Source organism: Veillonella sp. Ser01, from assembly GCF_053850375.1.
Window position 1 is genome coordinate 51,523 of record NZ_JBSPUA010000006.1, and the last position, 26,462, is coordinate 77,984.

At 38.2% G+C, this 26,462-nt stretch carries 11 protein-coding genes; 7 read left to right on the plus strand and 4 right to left on the minus strand.

Going from position 1 to position 26,462, the window contains the following annotated elements:
* The first annotated feature begins 333 nt into the window (after positions 1–333).
* The 3 genes from ACWTVK_RS08815 (at position 334) to ACWTVK_RS08825 (ending at position 16,303) form a co-directional block, all read left to right on the plus strand.
* The gene (locus ACWTVK_RS08815) at positions 334–5,961 is read left to right on the plus strand and encodes an ESPR-type extended signal peptide-containing protein (protein WP_456046584.1); all 5,628 of its coding nucleotides are present in this window, start codon (positions 334–336) and stop codon (positions 5,959–5,961) included.
* A gap of 547 nt (positions 5,962–6,508) precedes the next feature.
* On the plus strand, positions 6,509–14,641 hold the full coding sequence (locus ACWTVK_RS08820; protein WP_456046585.1) for an ESPR-type extended signal peptide-containing protein: 8,133 nt from the start codon (positions 6,509–6,511) through the stop codon (positions 14,639–14,641).
* Between the two features lie 252 nt (positions 14,642–14,893).
* Positions 14,894–16,303, plus strand: coding sequence for an MATE family efflux transporter (locus tag ACWTVK_RS08825; RefSeq protein WP_456046586.1), 1,410 nt, complete (start codon positions 14,894–14,896; stop codon positions 16,301–16,303).
* Positions 16,304–16,655: 352 nt separating this feature from the next.
* Here ACWTVK_RS08825 and ACWTVK_RS08830 read toward each other — a convergent pair whose 3' ends face one another.
* On the minus strand, positions 16,656–17,363 hold the full coding sequence (locus ACWTVK_RS08830; RefSeq protein WP_456046587.1) for a glutamine amidotransferase: 708 nt from the start codon (positions 17,361–17,363) through the stop codon (positions 16,656–16,658).
* 505 nt (positions 17,364–17,868) lie between these two features.
* Here ACWTVK_RS08830 and ACWTVK_RS08835 point away from each other — a divergent pair.
* The 3 genes from ACWTVK_RS08835 (at position 17,869) to ACWTVK_RS08845 (ending at position 21,010) form a co-directional block, all read left to right on the plus strand.
* Positions 17,869–18,906, plus strand: a complete 1,038-nt coding sequence (locus tag ACWTVK_RS08835; RefSeq protein ID WP_303940196.1) for an OmpA family protein — start codon at positions 17,869–17,871, stop codon at positions 18,904–18,906.
* Between the two features lie 191 nt (positions 18,907–19,097).
* A complete protein-coding gene (locus tag ACWTVK_RS08840) occupies positions 19,098–20,219 on the plus strand; it encodes an AI-2E family transporter (RefSeq protein ID WP_295794380.1) in 1,122 nt (373 codons plus the stop codon).
* Positions 20,220–20,353: 134 nt separating this feature from the next.
* The gene (locus ACWTVK_RS08845; protein ID WP_456046588.1) at positions 20,354–21,010 is read left to right on the plus strand and encodes a peptidase; all 657 of its coding nucleotides are present in this window, start codon (positions 20,354–20,356) and stop codon (positions 21,008–21,010) included.
* Positions 21,011–21,091: 81 nt separating this feature from the next.
* Here ACWTVK_RS08845 and ACWTVK_RS08850 read toward each other — a convergent pair whose 3' ends face one another.
* Both ACWTVK_RS08850 and sstT read right to left on the minus strand, forming a co-directional pair.
* Complete coding sequence (locus ACWTVK_RS08850) at positions 21,092–22,609, minus strand: dihydrolipoyl dehydrogenase family protein (protein ID WP_456046589.1); 1,518 nt, start codon at positions 22,607–22,609, stop codon at positions 21,092–21,094.
* 271 nt (positions 22,610–22,880) lie between these two features.
* Positions 22,881–24,101 (minus strand): serine/threonine transporter SstT, encoded by a 1,221-nt coding sequence (gene sstT / locus ACWTVK_RS08855; protein WP_105085359.1) that lies wholly within the window; start codon positions 24,099–24,101, stop codon positions 22,881–22,883.
* 343 nt (positions 24,102–24,444) lie between these two features.
* On the opposite strand from sstT, the gene ACWTVK_RS08860 reads away from it, so the two are divergent.
* Positions 24,445–25,191: a ubiquinone/menaquinone biosynthesis methyltransferase gene (locus ACWTVK_RS08860; protein WP_456046590.1), complete on the plus strand. Its 747-nt coding sequence runs from the start codon at positions 24,445–24,447 to the stop codon at positions 25,189–25,191.
* On the opposite strand, the gene ACWTVK_RS08865 is transcribed toward ACWTVK_RS08860, so the two are convergent.
* Positions 25,172–25,903 carry an SIMPL domain-containing protein gene (locus ACWTVK_RS08865; RefSeq protein ID WP_456046591.1) on the minus strand — a complete coding sequence of 244 codons (732 nt, stop codon included), beginning with the start codon at positions 25,901–25,903 and terminating at the stop codon, positions 25,172–25,174. The genes ACWTVK_RS08860 and ACWTVK_RS08865 overlap by 20 nt on opposite strands.
* Positions 25,904–26,462: the final 559 nt, after the last annotated feature.

Sequence of the window (26,462 nt, forward strand, 5' to 3'; positions counted from 1 at the left end):
TAGAGTGTAGATATATAAGGCATTTTGATCATTATTTTTATAATTTATCAATTATATTTATATGGGAAAAGTTAAAATGTGAGTTTAAATTCATCTTCTCTTCTAAATTATGGTATAAAATCACCCCAATTATTAGGTTTTATTTTATAAGTGGGTTAAAGAAATCACGTTGTTGCTGAATTTGCAATAGCTATTCCAAAAATGAAATATTGGTGAAAAGGGGTTGCAAGCATATCGAAAAATTTGGTATACTCGCTATATCGAAAAACTTGAATTGAAATTACTTGTTATATAGAAGTTTGAAAGATTTATAGTAGTTTAAAGGAGAAAACAATGAACAAAATCTTTAAAGTAGTTTGGAACAAATCCAAAAATTGCTACGTAGTAGTATCTGAATTCGCTAAGAACAATAGCGGTAAAAAGAAAATTGTTGTGGCTGGTATCTTTGCAGCATTAGCTATGACTAATGCTAATGTAGCATTGGCTGTAAACGAGGTGCCTACATCTACTGGTGGTGCATCTGTAGCTTTTGGTGATAGTGCTACTGTTACAGGTGCCAATGCAGTCGGTTTAGGTAACAGTGCTAGTGTTACAGGTGTAAATGCAGTTGCTTTAGGTACAAATGTAAAAGCTCCTAATAGTGATGTTGTTGTAATTGGTACTGCTGCAAAAACAGAGACTGCTGGTGGTGGGGTTGCTATTGGTCAAAATGCTTATTCAAAAGGTCTATATGGTAATACACCAAGTGTTGCTGTAGGTAAAAATTCAATTGCAAATGGTGGTACTGCGATTGCTATTGGTACTAGTGCGACGGTAAACGAAGCTGGTACTTCATTTTCACAAGGTATTGCCATTGGTGGTGGTGCATTACCGGGGCAAGGGGCTACCGTTATAGGAGACCAAGCTATTGCTATTGGTGGTAATACTAAAGCCTTTGGTCACTCATCTATTGTTATTGGCGGTGACGATGCTGATAGAATGACGTCTACTAGAGCAGTTTATACTGATATTACAACAGGTAGACCTGCTGTCGCTACTGTTTCTGATGCTGTTAAAGCTTTAACAGGGTATGAAATTAAGTGGCGTGATTATAATAATGCTACAGCAGACCATATCGGTATCACAGTAGGGACTAAAGGGCAATCTGGTAATGCTGGTATTGCTATTGGTACTGGCGCTGATTCTAAAAACCGTATCGCCGGCGCTTTAAATGGCGTAAATACAAGTGGTGCAGATAATACATCTGTAACAAATGCCATCGCTATTGGTACAGGTGCGAAAGCAAATCGTGATAACTCTGTCGCTTTAGGTGGTGGTTCTACTACAGATAAGCCAGGTACTAAACAAACTGGCTATACATTGCCAACAGGTGTTACTGCAACGTGGTCTGGTGGTAACTCAACATTAGAAGGTGATATTGTTTCCTTCGGTGCGGAAGGTTTCGAACGTCAGTTGAAAAATGTAGCTCCTGGTGAAGTAAGTGCTACTTCTACAGACGCGATCAATGGTTCTCAGTTAGCTGCTATCGCGGATCAAATTGCACTTAAATATGTGTCTATTAACTCTACTGATGTTCCAAATAAAGACAACACTGGTGCAAAAGCTAATAACTCTATTGCTATTGGTCCTAATGCATCTACAGATACGGCTGCAACAAGCTCTGTAGCTATTGGTGATGGTGCTAATGCAACAGGTCGATCTACAGTTGCATTGGGGTTATCAGCACAAGCTAAATCGGCAAATGCTACAGCGGTAGGTGCTAACTCCATTGCGTCCGAGGATGATACTGTGGCAGTTGGTCATGGTGCTAAGGCAACAGATGGCAATGCCAGTGCTTTGGGGGCTGATGCGATAGCTTCCAATATTGAATCTACTGCAATTGGTCATGGTACTGCTGCATCTGGTGCATCCTCTACTGCATTGGGATCTAGGGCAAAGGCCGCTGGAACTGCAGGTGTTGGTATCGGTATGTTAGCCAATGCAACTAAAGATTATAGTATTGCTATTGGCGGAGAAAGCTCTTCCACTGCAGATAACAGTATTGCTATTGGTAGAAAAAGCTCAGTATCAGAGAATGATGGTATTGCTATCGGTACTAGATCTAACGCAAGTGCAGTTAAATCGATTGCTATTGGTGATGGTGCTAGTGCTACAACTGCTGATGGTGTTGCAATAGGTTCTAAGTCTGTTGCTAGTACTGCGGCAGGTGTAGCAGGTTATAATGCTAATACTGGTCGTACTGATACTTATGCTAACTTAACTGGTGCAACGTTAACATCTACATTGGGTGGCGTTGCTGTTGGTACAACAGGTCAAACTCGTCAAATTAACTATGTAGCTGCTGGTACGGCTGATACAGATGCAGTCAACGTAGCACAATTGAAGAGTGTAAACCTTGCTTTCACAGGCGACACTGGTTCTGGTGACGTAAACCTTGCTAACAGTAAATTAGCTGTAAATGGTGACGATACATATATTACAACTACAGCTAATGGTAAGAAAATTACAATTGCTGGTAAAAAACAAGATATTACTGTTACAAATGGTACAGCTGCAGCAACTCCAGGTATGGCAGATTCTGCTAACGTGGCTGATGCAATTAATAAGGCTATCGATCAAAATAAATACGGATGGAATCTTTCCGCTAATGGTGAAGCAACACCAGAAGCAATTGAAAAAGGTAACACTGTAGATTTCTCTGGCGACGACAATATTACGGTTGCTAGAAACAATAAAAATATTTCTGTATCCTTGAAGAAAAATCTTACTGGCTTGAACAGTGCATCTTTCAACAATGCTGCAGGCAATCCAACCGTTAAAATTGATGGCGATAAAGGTATCAATGCAGGCGACATGAAAGTTACTAACGTAGCTGATGGCGTAGATGATAAAGATGCTGTCAATGTATCTCAATTGAAGAAAACAGATGATAAAGCAGAAGCTAACAAAGCTGCTATTGCTCGTAAAATTTCCTTAGGTGGTAACACTGGCTCCACAAGGGAAAAATCCTTGAGCACTGGCGATGTAAAATTCAATGTTAAAGGCGCTAATGGTCTTACTACAGTAGCAGCTGGTGAAGATGTAACTGTTCAGCTTGATACAGATACTAAAAATAAAATCGATAACGCTGCTGACAAAGATTTGAGCAATTTGAATCCTGCAGGTGAGCAAAAGGTTAAAGATTTAGCTGCTTGGAAAGTAGTTGCTAACAGTGGTACTGCTGAAGATGTTAAAGGCGGCGACACAGTTAAATTCATCAATGGTGATAATATCGAAATTACACAAGCGGGTAAAGATTTCACAATTTCCACTAAAAAAGATGTAACATTCGATAGTGTAACTGCAAACCAAACAATTACAGCACCTAAAGTAAAAGCTACAACTGGTGTTGAAACTCCTCAAGTTACTGGCTTGACTAATACAGATTGGGTTCCAGGCCAAACAACACCTGTATCTGGTCGTGCAGCAACTGAAGATCAGTTGAAAAAAGTTGATGACCAAGTAGCAGCAAATAAAGATAATATCGACAAAAATACAACAGCAATCGCTCGTAAAATCTCCTTAGATGGCGACACTGGTTCCACAGCTGAAAAATCTTTGAGCACAGGTGATGTGAAGTTCAATATTAAAGGTGAAAATGGCATTACTACTGCAGCTAATGGAGTAGATGTAACTGTTAAATTGGACGATGCTACAAAAGATAAAATCAACAATGCTGCAAACCAAGATTTGAGCAACTTGACTCCAGCTGGTGAGCAACAAGTTAAAGATTTGGCAGCTTGGAATGTAGTAGCTAATAATGGCACTGCAGAAAAAGTTCAAGGTGGCGATACAGTTAAGTTTATCAATGGCGATAACATTGAAATTACACAAAATGGTAAAGACTTCACAGTTGCTACTAAGAAAGATGTTACTTTCGATACTGTAACTGCAAATGACACAATTACAGCTCCAAAAGTTAAGGCTACAAATGGTGTAGAAACTCCTCAAGTAACTGGTTTAACTAATACAACTTGGGTTCCAGGTCAAACACAACCTGTATCTGGTCGTGCAGCAACTGAAGATCAATTGAAAGCAGTTGATGATCAAGTAGCAGCAAACAAAGCTAACATCACTAAAAATGCTGGCGATATTAAAACAAACAAAGATAATATTGCAGCAAACAAAGCTCAAATCGATAAAAACACAGAAGCAATTGGTCGTAAGATTTCCTTAGGTGGTGACACAGGTTCTACTGATGAAAAATCCTTGAGCACAGGCGATGTGAAATTCAATATTAAAGGTCAAAATGGTATCGTTACTGAAGCTAATGGCGACGATGTAACTGTTAAGTTAGATGATGCTACTGCAAATAAAATCAATAATGCAGCAAACACTGATTTGAGCAACTTAACAGATGCTGGTAAACAACAAGTTAAAGATTTAGCAGCTTGGAATGTAGTAGCTAACGATGGTACTGCAGAAAAAGTTCAAGGTGGCGATACAGTTAAGTTTATCAATGGCGATAACATCTCCATTACTCAAAATGGTAAAGACTTCACAATTGCTACTAAGAAAGATGTAACATTTGATACTGTAACTGCTAACGACACTATTACAGCTCCAAAAGTTAAGGCTACAAATGGTGTAGAAACTCCTCAAGTAACTGGTTTAACTAATACAACTTGGGTTCCAGGTCAAACACAACCTGTATCTGGTCGTGCAGCAACTGAAGATCAATTGAAAGCAGTTGATGATCAAGTAGCAGCAAATAAAGGAAATATTGCTGCTAACAAAGACGCTATCAATAAAAATGCTGGTGATATTGCAACAAATAAAGCAAATATTGCAGCAAACAAAGCTCAAATCGATAAAAACACAGAAGCAATCGGTCGTAAGATTTCCTTAGGTGGTAACACTGGTTCTACTGATGAAAAATCCTTGAGCACAGGCGATGTGAAATTTAACATCAAAGGCGAAAACGGCTTAACAACGGTAGCTAATGGTGAAGATGTAACTGTTAAAATCGATGATGCAACAAAAGCTAAAATCGATAATGCAGCAAACCAAGACTTGAGCAACTTAACACCTGCTGGTAAACAACAAGTTAAAGATCTATCTGCATGGAATGTAACTGCAGCTGGCGGTACTGTTGAAAAAGTACAAGGCGGCGATACTGTTAAATTCCAAGCCGGTGATAATCTTGAGGTTAAACAAGACGGTACTACTTTCACATATAGCCTAGCTAAAGACGTGAAAGGTCTTAACAGTGTAACTGTAGGCGATGAAAATGGTCCATCCACTAAGATCACTCCTGCTGGTACAACTGTAAAAGATGCAGCTGGTAACGCTACAACAGTTAATGGTGCAGGCATGACTATCAATCCTGCAAACTCTGCAGCTAGCCCTGTATCCCTTACTGTAGATGGCTTGAACAATGGTGGCAACCAAATTCATGGCGTAGCACCTGGTACAGCTGATACAGATGCAGTAAACGTAAGCCAATTGAAAGAAACTAAAGCTGGTTTACAACAAGCTATTAACAATGTAGGCGTTGAAACACAACGTGTTGGTGCTCATGCGGCAGCTATGGCAGCGTTGAAACCAATCCAATACGATCCATTGGAACCAACACAAATCATGGCTGGTATTGGTAACTACCGTGGTGAAACAGCTGGTGCAATTGGTCTTGCCCATTACAAAACTGAAGATACTATGTTCAATATTGGTGTTACACTTGGTTCTAGCCATAACATGATTAATGCTGGTGTAACTCACAAATTCGGTGGTAGCCGTGATAGAAAAGATGCGATTCCAGAACGTTATAAAGCTGGTCCTATCAGCTCTATCTACGTAATGCAAGATGAAGTAAGTCACTTGCGTTCCCAAAATGAAGAGTACAAATCCAAGCTTGAACAACAACAATCTGAAATTGATGCGTTGAAAGCAGCAGTTAACCAATTGTTGGCAAATAAAGCATAATCATATTGTACATATAGTTAGAACTATGTATATCCCGTGAATGGATATGTAAAATTAGAAAGAGCCTTCCTCGAAAGAGGGGGCTCTTTTTAGTACAAAAATAAAAATAGTTTATTAAAGCTATATCTGTAAAATAAAATAGCCTGAAAATTCTAATTTAATGATTAATAAAATTATCGATAAAACTGTATATAAGGAATAATTTATGAATATTTTTAGACGGTGATTAATTTTGTAATGAAATCTAATATTCTTTTCATTCTCAATTAGGAGCATAAAAATTCATATAATATGCAATTTATTAAGGTGAATTATAAATGAATTATGATGATACTGCGTGTTTAAGCATACTCTATGCATAATTGAGATAATAGTAAATATCCAAAAAATATATTTTTAAATTGAGAAAATTAGATGAATTATGGTAAAATTAAAAATAGGTTTTATAAATGAAAGTCTGTGTAGCTTTCATTATTTCCAGACTGAGAGAAGTGTGGAACATATGATTCATATAGTTGAGGGTTAGTAATTTAAAGAAGGAAAATGTATGAATAAGATATTTAAAGTCATTTGGTCTAAGTCCAAACAGTGCTATGTTGTAGTATCTGAAATGGCAAAAAATAAAACAGGGAAAAAGAAAATTGTAGTAGCAAGTATCTTGGCTGCCTTGGCGATGCAAGCAGGTGTAGTTGCGGATGTGTCTGCCGATGAGTCTACTTTAACTTTAGGTGGAGGTAAAGCTGCAAATGGTATGACAAATGGTGTTTCTATTGGTTATCTTGCCGAGTCTAATAGTCATCAATCTATTGCTATTGGGTATCAAGCATTAGCTACATCACAATACGCTGATCCCGCCCAACCAGCAGTTGCTATTGGTGCAGGCGCTAAAGCTCCTGGTAGAGGTGGCGTATCATTAGGTCTTGATGCAAAATCTTCTGTTCGAGGTACGGCTATAGGAAGTTCTACAAGAGCAACTGGTTTTGGTGCTTTTGCAGGTGGTACTTATGCACAAGCAACTAATGGTGGCGACGTTGCAATCGGTGGTGCATCATCTGATCGATTTGATGACTACGCTGTTGCTTCTGGTGGTTATAGCGTAGCTATTGGTACTGCTGCTAAGGCTGAACAAAGTGGTGCTGTTAGTATTGGTTATAAAACAAATGCTAAAACATCTAATTCTGTTGCAGTAGGCTCTGAATCTAAAGCTACCGGTGAAGGTGCTGTAGCAGTAGGTAGAAAAAATACGGCTACAAATCCGTCTGCTTCTGTATTTGGTATCTTGTCTAATGCGACAGGTTCTTTAGCGACTGCAGTAGGTATGGAAACGAATGCTAAGGGTGAAAGCTCCCTTGCAGTAGGTCATAAATCTTCTGCATCTGGTAAAAATGGTGTTGCTGTTGGTACTAATGGAACTACGGCTGCGTTAGGCGGTGTCGCAGTTGGTCAAGCTGCTCAGTCGATTGCCTTTAACAGTGTTGCTACTGGTATGAATGTAACTGCTAAAGGTGCTAACTCTGTGGCGTTAGGTGCTAGTGCTACAGCCAATGATGATGGAACTATTGCCATTGGTTCATATGGATCTACGCCAACGAAAGCTACAGGCAATAGAGCTCTTGCAATCGGCTCTGCTACGACAGCTAATGGTTTAGAATCAATTGCCATAGGTAGTCGTGTTAATTCCACATCTCAACATTCTATTGCTATTGGTACTAGAGCTAATGCAAGTGCAGTTAAATCTGTTGCTATTGGTCCTGATTCTAGCGTTACCGTTGATGGTGGTGTTGCCTTAGGGCGTGATTCCGTTGCTGATGTAGCAGGCGGTACTGCTAATAAGGGTTATAATCCTAATACAAACCGTACAGATGTTTATTCTGGTTTGAATGGCAATGTACTTACTAGTACAACAGGTGCCGTTTCTATTGGTAATGGTAGTACTGTAACACGTCAACTTACAGGCCTTGCAGCAGGTACAAGAGATACAGATGCAGTTAACGTAGCCCAATTAAAGAGTGTTAACCTTGCATTCTCTGGTAATGTAAATACTGGCAATGTGAATATTGCAAAGAGCACATTAGGCCTTAAGGGCGATAATACATATATTACAACATCTGCCAACGGTCAGAACCTTACAATTTCTGGTAAAACACAAAATATTGATGTCACAAATGGTCAAGCTTCTGCAAATGCTGCAGGCATGGCTGATTCTAGAAATGTAGCAGATGCTATCAATAAAGCTATTTCTGCCAATGCATATCATTGGAAATTAGCGGCAGACAGGGATTCTAGTGCTCCTGAAGTAATCAATAAATCAGATACTGTAATCTTTGGTGGGGACAATAATATTACAGTAACTCGTAGTGGCAAAAAAATTACTACTTCTTTGAATAAGGCGATTACTGTAGATACTGTGAAAGCAAATAATTCCGTTACGGTTTCTTCTGGTGGCAATCAAATTACTCTAGATGGTACAAATGGTTCTGTAAAAGGTAGAAACTTTACTGGCGATTCATTTAAAGCCGGCGATAATGTATTGAGTAATACAACGCTTCAAATTGGTCCGACTACTGGTAGTAATAATGTGACCATAACTCGTGATGGTTTAACTGCAAAAACTGCTACGAAAACTGTTAAGTTTGGTACCGATGCTATTAGTGCAGGGGGACAGCAAATTACCAACGTTTCTAGCGGTGGTAATATAGGTACTAATGCAGCGAACATTACAGATGTAAAGAATGCTGTAGATGCTGTTACATTAAAACTAGATACAAATTCTAAAACGGGTACTGTTAAGCTTAGTGAAAGTCCACTTAAAGTAATCGGTGCTAATGGTATTAGAACTGATTTAGTTGGTACAAATAATGGTAGTCTTGTTGTTGGTTTAGACAATAATACGGTAAATGCTACGACTAAAGGTATTGGTTTAACAGGTGATACAGGATCTACAGGTCTTAAGTATCTTAAAGACGGTGATGCAACCTTTAAAGTGGCTGGTGATGGCGATTTAGTTACTACTAAGGCTTCTGCTACAGGTGTACAAGTAGCTGTTGATTCTGCTAAAGTAAAAGATTTAGCTGTAGGCGCAGTAACTGTTAGCAAGGCTAATACAACAGATAATCCTATTACAATTACACCAACAGCAGGTACAAATACTAAGGACTATGCAATTGGTATTGATACAACAAAATTAGCTAATCAAACACAATTAACATACAAAGCTAATGGTGCTAATGCAAACAAAGTGTCCTTGGCAAATGGTTTAAACTTTACAGATGGTACTTTTACAAAAGCAACTGTAGGTACAAATGGTACTGTAACTATTTCTACTGCCACAGAAACTATTACTAATGACGCTGATGGTAAAGCTAAAGTAAATAGCCCTACAGATGGTTTAGCGACTGCTAAAAATGTAGCAGATTCTATAAATAAAGCTGTAGATGGCTTGTCTCAAAATCTTACTGTTTCTGATGGTGCTACAGATGGTACTGTAAATCTTAAAAATCAAAAACTTACTATTTCCGGAACGAATGGTGTAACTACAACTGTAAATGGCCAAACTGTTACAGTAGGTCTTGATGCAACTACAAAAACTAAAGTAGATAATGCGTCCACAGCAGTAGCTCGTAACATCTCTCTTGGTGCAGATAGCGGCACAGCATCTAGCCAATCCTTAAAAGATGGTGATGTGGCATTCAATGTGAAAGGTGCGACAGGTGACTTAGTATCTACGAAGATGAATGGTAACACTGTTGAAATTTCCACTAAACGTGCGGCAATTACTAGTGATGCTAATACAGGCGCAGCATCTGTAACAGGCGATGATGGCTTAGCAACATCTAAAAATGTAGCCGATGCTATTAATAAAGCAGCTGATGCAGCTAAAGCTGGTGCGGCATGGAATCTTACAACAAATTCCAGCACAACAGATAAAACATCTGTTCAAGGTGGGGACACAGTAGATCTTATCAATGGCGATAATATTTTAATCACTCAAGATGGCACAGATAAAAAGAAAATTACTGTAGCCACAAAGAAAGATCTTACAGTAGATTCTATTACTGCTGGTAACACAGTAATGAACACATCTGGTTTAACAAATGGTACGACTGCTATTACAGGTACTGGCATTACAACAGATAAAGTAACTGTAGGCGGTATCTCCATTGATAAAACTGACGGTATCAACGGTGGGAACAAGACAATCACTAATGTTGCTAGTGGCGGTACAACTGATACTAATGCAGCAAATATTGGTGATGTAAAGCAAGCTGTTGCTAACTTGTCTCAAAACTTAAATATTACAGATGGTACAAATAACGGTACTATTGATCTTAAAAACCAAAAACTTAATGTAGCTGGTGCTAATGGTGTGACAGCCACTGTAAATGGTCAAACTGTTACTGTTGGTTTAGATACAGATACTAAAACTAAAGTGGACAATTCTTCTGATGCAGTAGCTCGTAATATTTCTCTTGGTGCAGATAGTGGTACAGCATCTAGCCAATCCTTAAAAGACGGTGATGTAACATTCAATATAAAAGGTGCTACTGGTGATTTCATTTCTACGAAAATGAATGGCGACACTGTAGAAGTTTCTACAAAACGTTCCACTATCAACAGTGATGCTGCAGGTACCGCTTCTGTTACAGGTGATGATGGCTTAGCAACTGCTAAGAACGTAGCCGACGCGATTAATAAGGCTGCTAACCAAGCTAAAGACGGTGCAGCATGGAAACTATCTGCTAATGGTGATACACCGACTACAGTAGCTGGTGGTGATACTGTAGACTTTACTGGTGATAACAATATTACTACTGATCGTGATGATAAAAACATTTCTGTTAAGTTAAATAAAAATCTTAAAGATTTGAGCTCCATATCTCTTACTAATCCAAGAGGGGAAACAATTTCCCTAGATGGTAGTACTGGTATCATCAACGCCTATAGAGCTGAGTTTAAAGATAATGTAGGTGCTGGATCTGCTATTGATAGTGATCGATTGCGATTTACGAATGGTGCAACTGGTGCTAATGAGGCCCAAACGTATATTGGTTTAGATACTGTATCAGTTCAAGCAGGTCCTAATAGTAGTGGTCTTACGTCTAAATATCTCATGTTTAGTGATGAAGATGGCAATAATGCTGAAGGTAGTGCTCAAGGCATGGCATTCCAAAGTGCAGCGGGTAAAACAATCCAATTTACCCTTGATGAAATCAATGCTGGTGGCAACAAAATTAAAGAGGTTGCTGAAGGTACAGATGATACTGATGCGGTAAATGTAAAACAGTTGAAAGATACTGTAGCAAGCCAAACGTTAACATACCGTGCTAATACAGCTGCTGATGCAGATGCTAAAACAGTTAAATTATCCAAAGGTTTAGACTTTGTAGATGGCACAATGACAAAAGCTACTGTAGATAATGATGGTAAAGTAACATTTGATATTAACGATGATACTAAGACCAAGATCAATGACGCTGCAGCGGCTGTGAGCCGTAAAGTGTCCCTTGGTGCAGATAGTGGTACTACATCTAGCCAATCTTTAAAAGATGGTGATGTAGCATTCAATGTAAAAGGTGCTACTGGTGATTTCATTTCTACGAAGATGAATGGTGATACTGTAGAGGTGTCTACAAAACGTGCTACTATCGATAGTAATGCCACTACAGGTGCCGCATCTGTAACAGGTGATGATGGCTTAGCAACAGCTAAAAATGTAGCAGATGCTATCAACAAGGCTGCTAAAGCAAGCACTGATGCTATTAACTTGAAATTTGCTGGCGATACTAATACATCTGCTGGTGTAGTAAATCTTAAAGATGATACATTGGGCATCAAAGGCGATGGTAAATACGTAACAACTGATGCAGATGGTAAAAACTTAACTGTAAAAGTATCTGAAGCAGAGGTTAAGAAATCTGCGGTAAGTGCAGTTACAGTAAGTACTGATACAACTGATGCAGATAATCCGTTGACTGTTACAGGAACACCAAGTGCAGATGGCACAACTAAGGACTACAAGGTAACTATTGATGGCGCTAAAGTTGCTACGAAGACTAAATTGTCTTATAAAGCAAATGATGGTACAGCTAAACAAGTATCCTTGGCTGATGGATTGAACTTTAAAGATGGTACGTTAACAACTGCTACTATCGATGATGCAGGCGTTGTTAAATATGATGTAAAAACAGCGGCTATTACAGCTGGCACAGATGGCACTGTTACAGGTCCTGCTACAGATGGTGTGGCAACAGCTAAGAATGTAGCAGATGCGATTAATGCAGCTAAAAAAGCATCTAAAACAGAAATTACTGCTAATGATGATGAAGCGGCTAACGCAACAACTGGCAATGTAAAATTAACGTCTACAACGGCTGCAGATGGTCATACAATTTACAATGTAAAACTTAATGATACATTGACATTTGGTACTGGCGCTAATGCCATTGTTATTGATGGTACAGCTGGTAAGGCTACTATTGGTAGTGCAGCTATTGATGGTGTAAATAATACAATTACAACAGGTGGTAATAAGGCGGTAACGTTAGATGGCACTACTGGTACTATTACAGGTAAAGCTGCTAATATTGGTGGCGTCACAGTAGATGGTACAAATAACCATGTAACAGGTCTTGCGAATACAACTTGGGATGGCAATGCTGTTTCTGGCCGTGCTGCTACCGAGGATCAATTGAAAGTAGTAGCTGATGCTGCAGCTAACCAAACATGGCAAATTACAGCAGATAAAGATGCTGCTACATCTGGTAAACAAACTGGTACTAAAACAGATGCAAAAGTAGGTAAAGACGCAAAGGTTACTATGATTGCTGGTGAAAATATCACAATCAACCAAAATGGGCGTGACTTCACATATTCTTTGAATAAAGACCTTGTGAACATGAACTCTGTTAGCTTCAATGGTACTGGTAATAACACAACGATTATCAATGGTGATTCCATTACACAAACTGCGGGTACTCAAACCAATACATCTACTGCAGCTGGTAATACAGTAGCAGATGGTACTAAGTCTACAGCAACAACTGCAGATGGCACTAAGATTACGGATGGTACAAAAACAAATACTTCTACAGCAGATAGCACAGTTATCGATGATGGCAATGGTAATAACACAGCTCTTACTAAAGATGGTGTAACCATTACTGCAACTGGTAAAAATCCAGTATCCTTAACTAAGGATGGCCTCGATAATGGTGGCAATAAGATTTCTAACATTGCAGATGGTACAGATGACACAGATGCTGTCAATGTACGTCAATTAGAGGCTAAGTCTAAGGCGTCTAAAACAGAATTGACTGCTAATGGTGGTGAAAGTGCTGGTAGTACTACAGGTAATATTGTATTGACTAAAACTACTGCCGCTGATGGACATATCATTTATGATAACAAGTTGAATGATAAGGTTACATTGGGTACAGATCCAACTAAGGCAGTTACTGTAGATGGTACAAATGGTACAATCAAGGCTGGTGATGGTGCTAATGCCGTTGCTATCGATGGCAAAGATGGTTCTGTAAAAGCTGGCGATAAGATTGCTCTTGATGGTAAGGGTGGCAAGGCTACAATTGGTACTGTAGGTATCGATGGTAAAGATGGCATCATTACTACAGGTGGTAATAATCCTGTTGCTGTAAATGGCAAAGATGGTGTTGTTACAGGATTAACTAACAAAACTTGGGATCCAAATAATATTGCATCTGGCCGTGCTGCTACGGAAGATCAAGTTAAATCCGCCGTTGAAAATGCTGGATGGAATGCAACTATTGGTACAGAAGGCTCTGGTATTAACAGCACTCCAACTGCAACAGCTGAAAAAGTAAAAACTGATGAAACAGTTACTTTCAAAGCGGGCAATAATATGATGGTTAGCCAAGCAGGTAAAACAATTAGTTATGCAGTAAATCCTGAACTGAAGGATATGAAGTCTGCTACATTTAAAGATGCAGCAGGTAACACAACTGTCACAGATGGTAATGGCATAACAATTACACCAGGTAGTACAAATCCTAATAATCCAAATGCAGGCACTATTTCCTTGACTAAGGATGGCCTTAATAATGGTAATAACCAACTTAAAGGTATTGCACCTGGTACAGATGATACTGATGCAGTTAATGTTAGTCAGTTGAAAGCATCTAATGCTAGAATCGGCGATGCTATTGGTCAAGTAGCAGGTGAGGTACAACGCGTAGGTGCGCATGCAGCCGCAATGGCAGCGTTGAAACCAATTCAATATGACCCATTGGAACCAACTCAAGTGATGGCTGGTGTTGGTAACTATCGCGGTGAAACAGCAGCGGCCTTAGGTCTTGCACATTATACAAATGAAGATACAATGTTCAACGTTGGTGTATCTCTTGGTGCGAACCGCAACATGGTCAATGCAGGTGTAACTCATAAATTTGGCTCTAGCCCAGAAAAGAAAAATATTCCTGATCGTTACAAAGCAGGCCCTATTAGCTCTGTGTATGTAATGCAAGATGAAGTATCTAGTCTCAAAAAAGAAAATAGTGAACAAAAAACTGTTATCGCAGATCAAGCGGCTCGTCTTAATACGTTGGAAGCTGAAAATGAGCGTCAACGTCAAGAACTAGCTGAAACTAAACAAGGTTTAGAAGACTTGCGTGCAGCAGTTAGTCAATTGTTGGCATCCAAAGGTTAATAATTGATAATTAATCTTTAATAATAGACTGATATAATATTTTCTAAAATTAAAAGAACCTCTTATATGTTGGAATACCTAGTAGGGTATATTCAGATATTATAAGAGGTTCTTTTGTGATTTTGATATAGATTATTAAATAAAATTATTATATATGAATGACTTTTCATATATAATTGTGATATAATACAGAAGATATTGGAGCAAATAGATAGCTCAATCTTATACGATCTTGCATGAATAGGAGTTACTATGTTAGACCGCATACAACGATGGTTGTCCATTGATGCTATGTTGCCCGCTACAGAACGATTAGGTCCTGTAGGTACAACAAAGCAGATGTATGGCAATTATTTGAAAATAGCTTGGCCTGCTACATTACAAGGTTTGATGCTGCAGTTTATGACAGCTATTGATTTAGCCATGGTAGGGGCACTTGGTGCCTCCGCACTTGCCTCAGTTGGTATTATGGGGCAGCCTGAAATGGTGATGCTCATATTCTGTCGTGCCTTGTCGATTGCTGTAACGGCTATTATAGCTCGCCGCCACGGTGAAAGTGAAGTTGATGGTATGAATGCCGTTCTTAAGCAATCTATACTATTGAATTTCTTGATTTATGCACCTTTATTGACAATATGTTTCTTTAATTTAGAGCATATCTTACGCTTTACAGGTGCCGAAGACGGCTATATAGAAACGGCTGTCTGGTATGGCCGTTTTGTTGTCATTAGTCTAATATTCCAATCTTTTAGTCAAATTGTAGGGGCTGCCCTTATTGGCTATGGCAATACCAAGGTTATTTTTAAGTCCAATGTAGTAGGTAATATTTTAAATACTATAATGAACTTCTTCTTGATTTATGGTATTGGTTTCTTTCCTGAACTCGGTGTCATGGGCGCCGGTGTTTCGACAATGATTAGTAGTGCTGTTATTGCTATATTATTACTGCGTACGATTTCACAACATACTACTACAGGGCTAACTTTGCGACATCCTTCAAAGTGGAAGTTTGAACGAACCGTTTTGCACACTATGTTCCACGTAGGTGGTAGCTCATTAGGGGAACAGTTTTTTGAACGATTTGGTATGTATACGTACACAATGATCGTTGCTTCCTTAGGTGCAGTACCATTGGCAGCACATTACGTATGTATGAACTTGATGGATATATTCTATTATTTTGCCATGGGACTTGGCTTTGCAGGAGCCTCTCATACGGGGCAAAATCTCGGGCATAAACGACCTGATATTGCACGTGTCTATGGTAAAATTGGTGCTCGCATTGGACTAATCGTGGGTCTTGTGAGTGCCTTGATATTTATTGGTCCTGGTGGTTTCTTGGTGCAGTTATATACTCGTGAAAGTGAAGTTGTACTTCTTTCTGGTTCTTTAATGGGCATCATGGCCGTAGCGGCTTTTCCACAAGCTTTGCAGCAAGTGTATTCTGGTGTGCTAAAAGGGGCAGGGGATACATATTATATTATGAAATACTCCCTTATTAGTGTAGCTATTATACGACCTATTATTACGTATCTATTGTGTATTACGTTTGGCTTAGGTCTTTTAGGCGCATGGTTATCGTTGTGCTTTGATCAGTCTTTACGATTATGTTGTTCCTATTTCCGATTTGTTCGAGGTGCATGGCAGCATAAAATTGTTTAATCTTACTGATTAGTATCCAAAATATTAATTTTGAATATCATTTACGCGATGGATTTTCATATAAAATCTAAAGTTTGAATTATTCGATATATAGCTTTTATATAGATAAAATCTACAAAGTTTTATTTAGGATTACTAGCTATATTGAAAAAAATAGAGTAATTTATGAAAAGTTTATGAAAAACTTCTTGCCTATTCAATTTGTTTGATGTACAATACGAAATGTGGAAAAAATGACACATTGGGGAATGTGTTATCGGACCCGAAATCCATGATTTCGTGTATATATGTAAGGGATATATATAAGAAACAAGTAAAAACCGCCTTAGTATTACTAAGGCGGTTTTTACATTTATAAATGGTTTTGTTCAAGCCAAGCAATACATGCTGCTCTTCCTGCCGCTGGTAATTCGTGGCGTAGACGCTTAGCGTCTTCTCTGAGTTTAGGAATATCGATACCTGCGTTAGAAAGCTCTGCACAATGGCCCACAAGCCAACTTTCAATGAATGCAGGATCAGCCTCCATATGGAATTGAAGGCCTAGAATGTGAGTGTCTACGGAGAATGCTTGATTTTGACATAGTTCTGTTTTGGCAAGTCTAACGGCACCTTTCGGAATTTCAAATTCATCGCCATGCCAGTGAAGAACCGGCACATTGCCTAGCAAGGCTAATGGGGAGGAGGAGCCTTCAGTAGTATACTCAATGGGACTAAAGCCAATTTCTTTCTTACCATGCTTCATCGGACCTACGTGACCACCCATAATACGAGATATGAGTTGGGCACCTAAACAAATGCCTAGTAATGGCTTTTTACTATTAATACGATCTGTAATAAATTTGATTTCTTCTGTTAAGAATGGATACAGTTTTTCATCATAAGCACCAATCGGGGCACCGCAGACGATGAGTAAATCAGCTTTTTTGGCATCATAGTGTTCAAAATTGGCAAGGGGCGCTTCAATATATGTTAGTTCAAACCCTCGCTCCACCAAGACTGACTCTAAAATACCGGCATTTTCAAAGTTAATATGACGTACAATGTAAGCTGTTTTACTCATGGTTCCTCCTATATAGCTCCTTATAACTATATATACTTCTATATAACTGTACATACAATAGTAATTTCTACAAAATATAATAACAGTATAGCATATTCTATAGAATTTAATGTGTGAGAAATGTCATGCTATGTAATAAGGGTAGATAGAATAATATTTTGTAAAATTTAATACAGGTATTATACAAAGTGCCTACGGAAACGTAGGCGCTTTCTTTTGTTCGCTTAATTTTAAAGATAGGATAAGATAAATATAAGATATATCTTAAAAGAATAAAGGGGAAGATCATGAGTTTTGATAATTAGCCCCTTAATATTCCTAATATTATAAAGATAATTGTATTTTTGAATTTGAAAGATATAACAACTGCATATAGATAAAATTCGAAATTCTCATGATAAATTCATAAAAGATATTGAAATTTATCGAAAAGTTGTGTAAAATGAAAGTATATTATTACCAAAGGCCTGTGTATTGTTAAAGGCTGTTATTGGAGGGAATTATAATGAACAAAAAATTATTAGCTTTATTGGCAGTTGCTGCTGTAGGCGTATCCGTAGCTGGCGCAACTCCACAAACTCAATTCAACAAAGGCGAATTCCAAGTTGATCTTGGTGCAGCTCATTCTAAAGCAAAAACTGAACATTTCAATGCTGATGCAAAATGGAACTTTGATGGTGGTTTGACATACGCTTTGTCTGACAAAACTGCTGTTCAATATGCTTACCATGGTTTGAACGACAAATTGGGTGGCATTGGCTATAGCGACAAAATGCACGAAGTAAACTTGGTTCAATCCTTGAATAAAAACTTCGCTGTATATGGTGGCTATGCTCATATTTCTGGCGATGACTTCGCTAAAGCTAACAACATTGCACAAGCAGGTGTAATTGGTAAAGCTAACCTTGGCTCTAAGGTAGAAGTGTATGGTAAAGCTGGTGTAGGTACTAAGAGAACTTCCACTTGGGAAGCTGGTTTAGGCTACAAAGTGAACGAAGATTTGGATATCAACGCTGGTTACCGTTATATCAACACAAAACATGCAGATAATGAAAATATCTCCTTCCAAGGTCCTGTAGTTGGCTTGTCCTACCGTTTCGGTGGTCACAAAACAGTAGCTCCTGTAGCAACTCCAGCTCCAGCTCCTGTATACACTCCAGCTCCAGCTCCTGTAGTAGAAGCTCCTATGTACAAAACTCCTAAATTGGATTACTATGTAGAATCTATCTACTTCGATTCCGATCAAGATGTTGCTCGTGCAGACCAATATCCAAACTTGACAGCTGCTGTAAACGCTGCTCACCAATACTCTCAAGACCAAGTTAAATTGTTGGGTAATGCTGATACTGATGCTACTCCTCAATACAACGTTGGCTTGTCTGAACGCCGCGTACAATACGTAGCTCAATACTTAGTAAACAATGGTGTATCTGCTGATCGCTTAATTGGTATCGCTAATGGCGACACTAAACCAGTGGCAACTAACTCCACTGCAGCAGGTAAAGCTGAAAACCGTCGTGTAGACGTTTACATTCACCGCTAATCTTCAATCTAATTTAGATTAGACATACAATAAAGTCCACCTTCTATCATGCTCTCGTGTTCATCGGGGGACCGAGCATGTGATAAGGTGGACTTTTGTGTTATACTAAACTTGCATACAATCGTAGGTCATACAATGTTCATTAAGTTTTGGTAATGTATGCATTGTGAGTATAGTAAAGTAGGTTATATATGAAACGATTTAAATATTACAAACCGCTTATAGGGGCCATTATATTGGCTGGCGTTATGATCATGATGGCGCTGCATATTAGCGATATAGCTAATGCTATTGATGCCATTATTACTGCCTTTGTTCCACTTATAGTAGGTGCTTGTATCGCATTTGTCCTCGATATTCTCGTTGTGCGTTATGAACGTTGGCTGTGGCCTAAGAGTAAAACTGGTTGGAAAGATAAAATTAGACGACCTTTAAGTCTTGTATTATCCTTTGTTACTATCAGTGCTATCGTGTATTTCATTGCTCGCATGGCGATTCCACAATTGATTCATTCCATGTCGATTATCGTAGCTTCTTCGCCGCAGTTGTATACAGATTTCCAAACATGGATGCAACACTTTACAGAAACCATTCCAATGGCTTCCAATCAAACTCTTATGGATACCTTGAGTGGTGAAAGTGTTGTTAAATATACTCGCGAGTGGGGCACAAAGGGTGGTACATACCTAGTTAATGCGATGGGGACCGCCTTATCTTGGACTTTGAATATAGGTTTAGGTTTAATCTTTGCCATTTATATGTTGCTCGATAAAGAGCGACTTATGATGCAAGGTAAACGAATCCTAAGAGCCTATGCATCTGATGAGTGGGTTAATCGTGTTAGTTATGTGACACGCGTAGCTGTTCAAACTTTTAGTAACTTCTTTGTAGGCCAGTTTATAGATGCCTTGATTTTAGGTATTATGGTGGGCATTTCATTGTGGGCCTTTAATATCGAATATGCTACTACGATTGCCTGTGTTATTGGTCTTACTGCATTAATTCCATTGCTAGGTATTTATGTAGGGGGCGTTATAGGCGCAGTTATCTTACTTACTGTTAGTCCTATGGATGCATTAATCTATGTGATTATTTTAGAGGTTCTTCATCAAATTGAAAGTAACTTTATTTATCCAAGGATTGTAGGTAATTCCGTTGGTTTACCTGGATTGTGGGTGTTTGCAGCTGTTATCGTAGGTGGTAGTTTAATGGGGGTCACTGGCATGTTGATTGGTGTACCTTTGGTGGCAACATGTTACAAATTGCTTATGACTGATGTAAACGATCGACTTGCATCGAATGAAGGTTTATAGTATATTGTCTAAATAATATATCTATTTATGTATGTTTTGTGTGCTGTTGCGTATAGCACAAAATTATAGTAATTCTAGTATACAGATGGCTTTTACCATAGGTGAAAGCATTGTATATAGTAGGAGGATATGTAATGAATAAAAAGTTGATTTCTATGGCATTAACTGGTGTATTGGCAGTTGGCGTATTGTCCGTTGCTACACCTAGTGTAGCAGATGCACGTAAAACAAAACCAGAAACAAGTACTGATATTTCTGTACAACGTGCACCAGGGGAATCCATGGTTATGACTATGAGTAAAATTGGTACTATTTTCCAAAACCGTTTTCCTAATGCAGCACTTCATTCTGTAGAGCTTAACTCTAATGATTTGAACTATGGTTACAAAGTAGTAGGCTATAGTAAATATCATCAATACAAGATGAAAATCGACGTTATCACTGGTAATACATCTGATATGGATGAAGGTGGCAAACCTAAGAAAGTTATCGGTGAAATCTTTAATAAAGATAAAGTCATCGAAGCAGCTCAAGCTGAGCGCGTTGCGAAACAACAACTTGGTGCTGATGCAGTTGTAAAAGGCTGGAAAATTGAAGCTCATGAAGGCAAGATTCTATACTATATGACAATGCATCAAGATGGTAAAAAGACTGTAGTTACTGTAGATGCTGAAACAGGGGCTTATATAGGTCAATCTAAATCCAGTAAATTACCTCCTGAACCAGATCAAGGTTTCGACGGTCGTAAAACAAATATTATTTGGGATAACACAATAGATATGGGTCGTTAATCTATTTAGCGATATTATAAATAAAGAGCTGAAGATAAAATCTTCAGCTCTTTTATTTATATAATGGTTATATATTTATTATTACCAACGATTTTCATAGTATACTTGTGTCCACATAATAACCTCTACAAGAGAAGGATGTGGGCTCATAGTTTCACCTACAGTGATAACGGACTTAGGATCCATTTCGCGAGTAATACCTTTTTCACGTAAGCGTTTAGTACGTTCAGATGCGATTTCTTCATTAATAGCTGTCAATGGAGTTATACCGCTGTTCATAAGGTTTACGTAAGGTTGGAAGAGGATAGATGCTTGAGGACCTGTTACGTGCATACCAAGAATGTGGTTCGTGTCTTTGTCCACTACGATTTTAACGAAACCATCATTTACATCGCCAGGATTAATGCCCATAGCATAGCCTTTAGCAGTAGAGGAATAGTAATTTTTACCAACACCTACATTATAGCCTGCTTTAACAGCTTCTGCTTCAGTAAGACCTACGCTACCAATCTCAGGGTAGGAGAAGGTAACCTTTGGCAATGTATCATAGCGTGCCCAACGGAAATCTTCTTCATTTTTAGCAAAGTATAGGTTGTGAGCGATAATGTCAGCTTCATAGTTCGCACGATGACGGAATGCTGGTTCACCATTTACATCACCTAAGGCATAGATGCCATCAACAGATGTTTCAAGGAACTCGTTTGTTTTAATCCAGCCCTTTGGCCATGTTTCAATACCTGTATTTTCGAGATGAAGCTCTTCTACAGCAGGACGAATGCCGGCTGCTACGAGAATTTCTTCTACCTTAGTTTCTGTAATTTCACCAGTGCTACGATCTTTAGTGACTACAACTTTAAGACCATCTTCTTGACGGATTTCAACAGTGTCTTGGTTTAAGATTACATTAATGCCACGAGCTCGGTAGTTTTGAAGAAGATGTTCGGACATCTCTTCGTCTTCTTTAGGTACAAGGCGCACATTATGTTGAATGATGGTAACTTCAGTACCAGCTGCATCAAATACGTGACCGAACTCTACACCGATAGGGCCTGCACCGAGTACAGCAAGGGATTTGTACGGTTGTTTCGGGAACTTATCGCCAAATAAACTTTCACTAGAAAGGAAGCCTGCCTCTTTTAGACCAGGTACATTTGGTATATTACTATAACCACCAGTACCTAGAATAATTGTTGGAGCTGTGATTTCTACGATACCAGAGCCATCGTTAAGGTGGATGTTCATAACCTTATCGGACACAAAGCTTGCAGCACCGCGATATACATCTACGTTGTCATAAGCGTTATAGTAATCATAGATGCCTGCAGACTTGTCAATCATATGCCATGTACGTTTAGCTACAGTGTCCCAATCCATTGTTGCATCGCCAACATTGACGCCTATTTTTTTGAACTCTTCTACCTCTTGAATGGCATTAGCTGCTGTAACCATAACCTTTGTAGGAATACAACCGCGAGTTAGGCATGTGCCACCGAATTTACCTTTTTCTATGATGGCCACCTTTTGGCCTTTTTTGATAGCTGCATCAGCTACGATAGTTGCGCCGCCTGTGCCAACTACAATAATATCGTATTGTTTCATGTTGATTCCTTTCTATTGCTATCTATTAATAGTCGTTATCATTAACTTTATTATAACAACTACATTGAAGAAAATCAATATAGTCATAAGTCATTTAAATAGACACTTAGGATCAATATAAACACTTAGGATTACAATAAATATCTATGTTGATTCTTATCGTGTGTCCTTTATATTATACACTGAATAGTAGTATGAGTAGTATAGTAAGATTGCTTTTAAATTAATACCATACATAAAAAAGACGGCCCCGAAGGACCGCCTTTAGATGTTAGTTCCAGTTTTCGTGATAGCCACGTTTTGCATAATCTGCAGTAGCAGTGAAGAGAATATCTGTACTGGAGTTAAGTGCTGTTTCAGTGGAGTCTTGTAAAACGCCAATGATGAAGCCTACACCTACAACTTGCATTGCGATGTCATTGGAGATACCAAATAGAGAACAAGCAAGAGGAATTAGAAGTAGGGAACCACCAGCAACGCCAGAAGCACCACAAGCACCGATAGTAGCAATAACAGATAAGAGAATTGCTGTAGGGATATCTACAACGATTCCAAGTGTATGGGCAGCAGCTAATGTCATGATTGTAATTGTGATCGCTGCACCACCCATGTTGATTGTTGCACCCAATGGAATGGATACGGAATACATATCAGGATTAAGTTTTAAACGTTTTGCTAAATCGAGGTTAACAGGGATGTTTGCAGCAGAGCTACGAGTAAAGAACGCATAGATTGCAGATTCACGTAAACATTTGAAAACCAATGGATATGGATTACGGCGAAGATATACAAAAGATAGAAGTGGGTTTACTATTAATGCTACGAAAATCATAGAACCAAGTAGTAATACGAGTAATTGGAAATAACCAATTAACGCTTCAATACCGTTAGTAGCAATAGAGTCAGCTACGAGACCCATGATACCAAGAGGAGCAAAGCGGATAATCCAACCTACTACAGTTGTAATAGCTTGAGCGATAGACTCCATTACTTCCTTAGTATTCATTGGTGCATGGCGTAAAGCGCCACCAATGATAAGTGCCCAGCCTAAAATACCGATATAGTTAGCAGTCATCAAGGCTTTTACTGGATTATCAACAATATTTTTTAAAAGTGTTTTCATTACCTCTACGATACCTTGTGGTGGAGCTGCATCGGCTGCACTAGCTGCAAGGTGTAATGTAGTAGGGAACATAAAGCTTACGACTACAGCAAGTGCTGCAGAAAGGAATGTACCTAATAAATATAATGTGATTACAGATCCCATCCCTGTTTTTTGGCCAGAACGGTGTTTACTGATGGCTGCAATTACAAGAAAGAATACGAGGATTGGTGCAATCCCTTTTAAAGCACCAACAAAGAGAACGCCTAATAAAGCTAATTCATTTGCCACATCTGGCACGTATAGAGCTGTCAAAATACCAATAATCAAACCTATGATAATTTGTTGGATTAGACTGACTCTATTGATTGTTTTTACAAATCGATTCATAGTACACTCCAATACTTAATAAAAACTAATAAAAGACCATGGAAAAGATATCTTTTCGTCATGGACATATGTCATTATACAACGAACACAGGATGGTGGCAATAGATAATATCATAGTCGTTTATATATAGTTAAGTTAGATCTACTGTGATTGATAACGATGTTTATTTTGTAATATACTAATTTTAACAGTAGTGAATATATGGTTTTAACTAAATATGTGCTTATTACATAATTACTATATATAGTATATATAATAGGGTTCTTTTGATAGGGGGCATAGTATGATATACTATGCGAGTAAAGAGTTTGAATATAGTTCTTGATTAGTGAAAGGACCATAATGAATACTAAAGAATTTAAAACGTATGCAGATAAAGAGCAATTTGTACAAGGTGTTTTTTCTAATATTGCAAAAAACTATGATTTAATGAATACAGTCTTAAGCTTTGGACAAGATTATTTTTGGCGCAAATTCTCTGTAAAAGCAATGAATATTGGTCCTCACCAACGTGTGCTTGATGTAGCATGTGGTACCTGTGTGTTTACAAAGGAAGCGTTACGTCAAGAACCAACACTAAGAGTAGAGGCATTAGATTTTAACTGTGAAATGCTTGATCAAGGTCGTGTACGCATTGAAGATGCTGGTTTAATAGATCAAGTTAATCTTGTTCAAGGTGATGCGATGGCATTACCATATGCAGATAATACATTTGATGCTGCTATGAGCGGATTTGCAATGCGTAATGTGCCAGATATTAAACAAGTGCTATCTGAAATGCAACGTGTTGTAAAGCCAGGTGGGAAAGTAGTTGTGTTAGAACTCGCAAAGCCAAGCATGTTTGGTTTTAAACAGTTATATAATTTCTACTTCTCCTATATATTGCCTATTATAGGTAAGTTAAGTAAGGATAATTCCTCTTATGCATGGTTGCCAGAATCCTTACGCAGATATCCTCATCAAAGCGAGATTCTTGAAATCTGGAAATCTTTAGGATATGAAAATGCCACCTATCATGAATTGACAGGCGGCATTGTAGCGGTCCACGAAGGTGTGGTACCAGAAAATTCTATTGTAAATAATAAGTAATATTAGCGTCTTGAGAAACTACTAATGATCCTTTTTCAACAGGAGTAGCAGTTTCGAGAGACGCTTTTAACATTACGGCGTTACGATAGGAACCAGAGTCCATAGAGCTTGTTTGTGGTGTGCTAATAGAAACAGTTTTTACAGGGCCTAAAGTACGACCAAGGGCTGCAGCAATAACCTCAGCTTTATGACGACCGTCTTGAATTGCTTCGGTAGTTAAAGAATCAGACAGTTGTTGAGATACATCATTTTGGAATGAAAGGTTATTGATATCGTTAGCGCCAGCGCTAACAGCAGCGTCAACAGCCTTTCCTACATTATCAAGATTGTTGATTTTTACAGTTACACGATTTGCTACACTATAACCAGTGTTGATTCGTTTGCCATCTTGATAATCACTTGTAAGGTTAATAGAAATATTAGATGTGTAAATATCTTTTTTGTCGATACCTAAATGACCTAACTTGCTGATTAAATCACTCATGATGCGATCGTTATTGGATTTTGCAGCATTGATATTAGTGTTTTCACTAGTAATACCAAGTGTTAAAATCGCATAGTTAGGTGCTACAGAACGAGAGGCTTCGCCTGTAATTTGAATTTCAGAGGTATCAAATGTACCTTGTGGTGCAGCGAAGGCTGTAGTGGCCATAGTTGCACATACCGCAGCAATAGCAACTGTTTTGGATAATAAACGTTTGGATAATTTCATACTCAATCTCCTTACACATTATTAAAGTATTAATAATATCTACCATAATAAATGACTAAATTGAAATATAGAGCTCATTTAAAATTAAAATATAGTATTAAATGGTATATAACTATATAACTACATAAGTGAAAGAGTCTATATTACAGCTACATTATACAAAATAGATTGTATAAAATCAATCTTTAGTTTTTAGGTTGGAAAATGAATGTGCAATGAAAGTTGTGTGAAGTTGAGAATTGGGGGTTGCCATTATTTTTTGGTTATACTATAATATCCATACAGTCGTTCGAACGACTGTTTCTTAATGAGTGTAGAAATACACTTTGAAGTTCGAAAGAACTTCAAAAAAGATTATAAAATGTGTTGACATGAAAGTGCTCACATGTTATTATAATCAAGTCGTCAGATGGCGCTTCACTGAAGCGTGAAACTGATAACAGATCTTTGAAAACTGAACAATGATAGGTAATCAATCATATGATTGAACATATGCCAGAGTGCGGGTTTTGACAAAGTCAAAACCAACCATAATTCAAAGTTACTTAAATGTAACGAC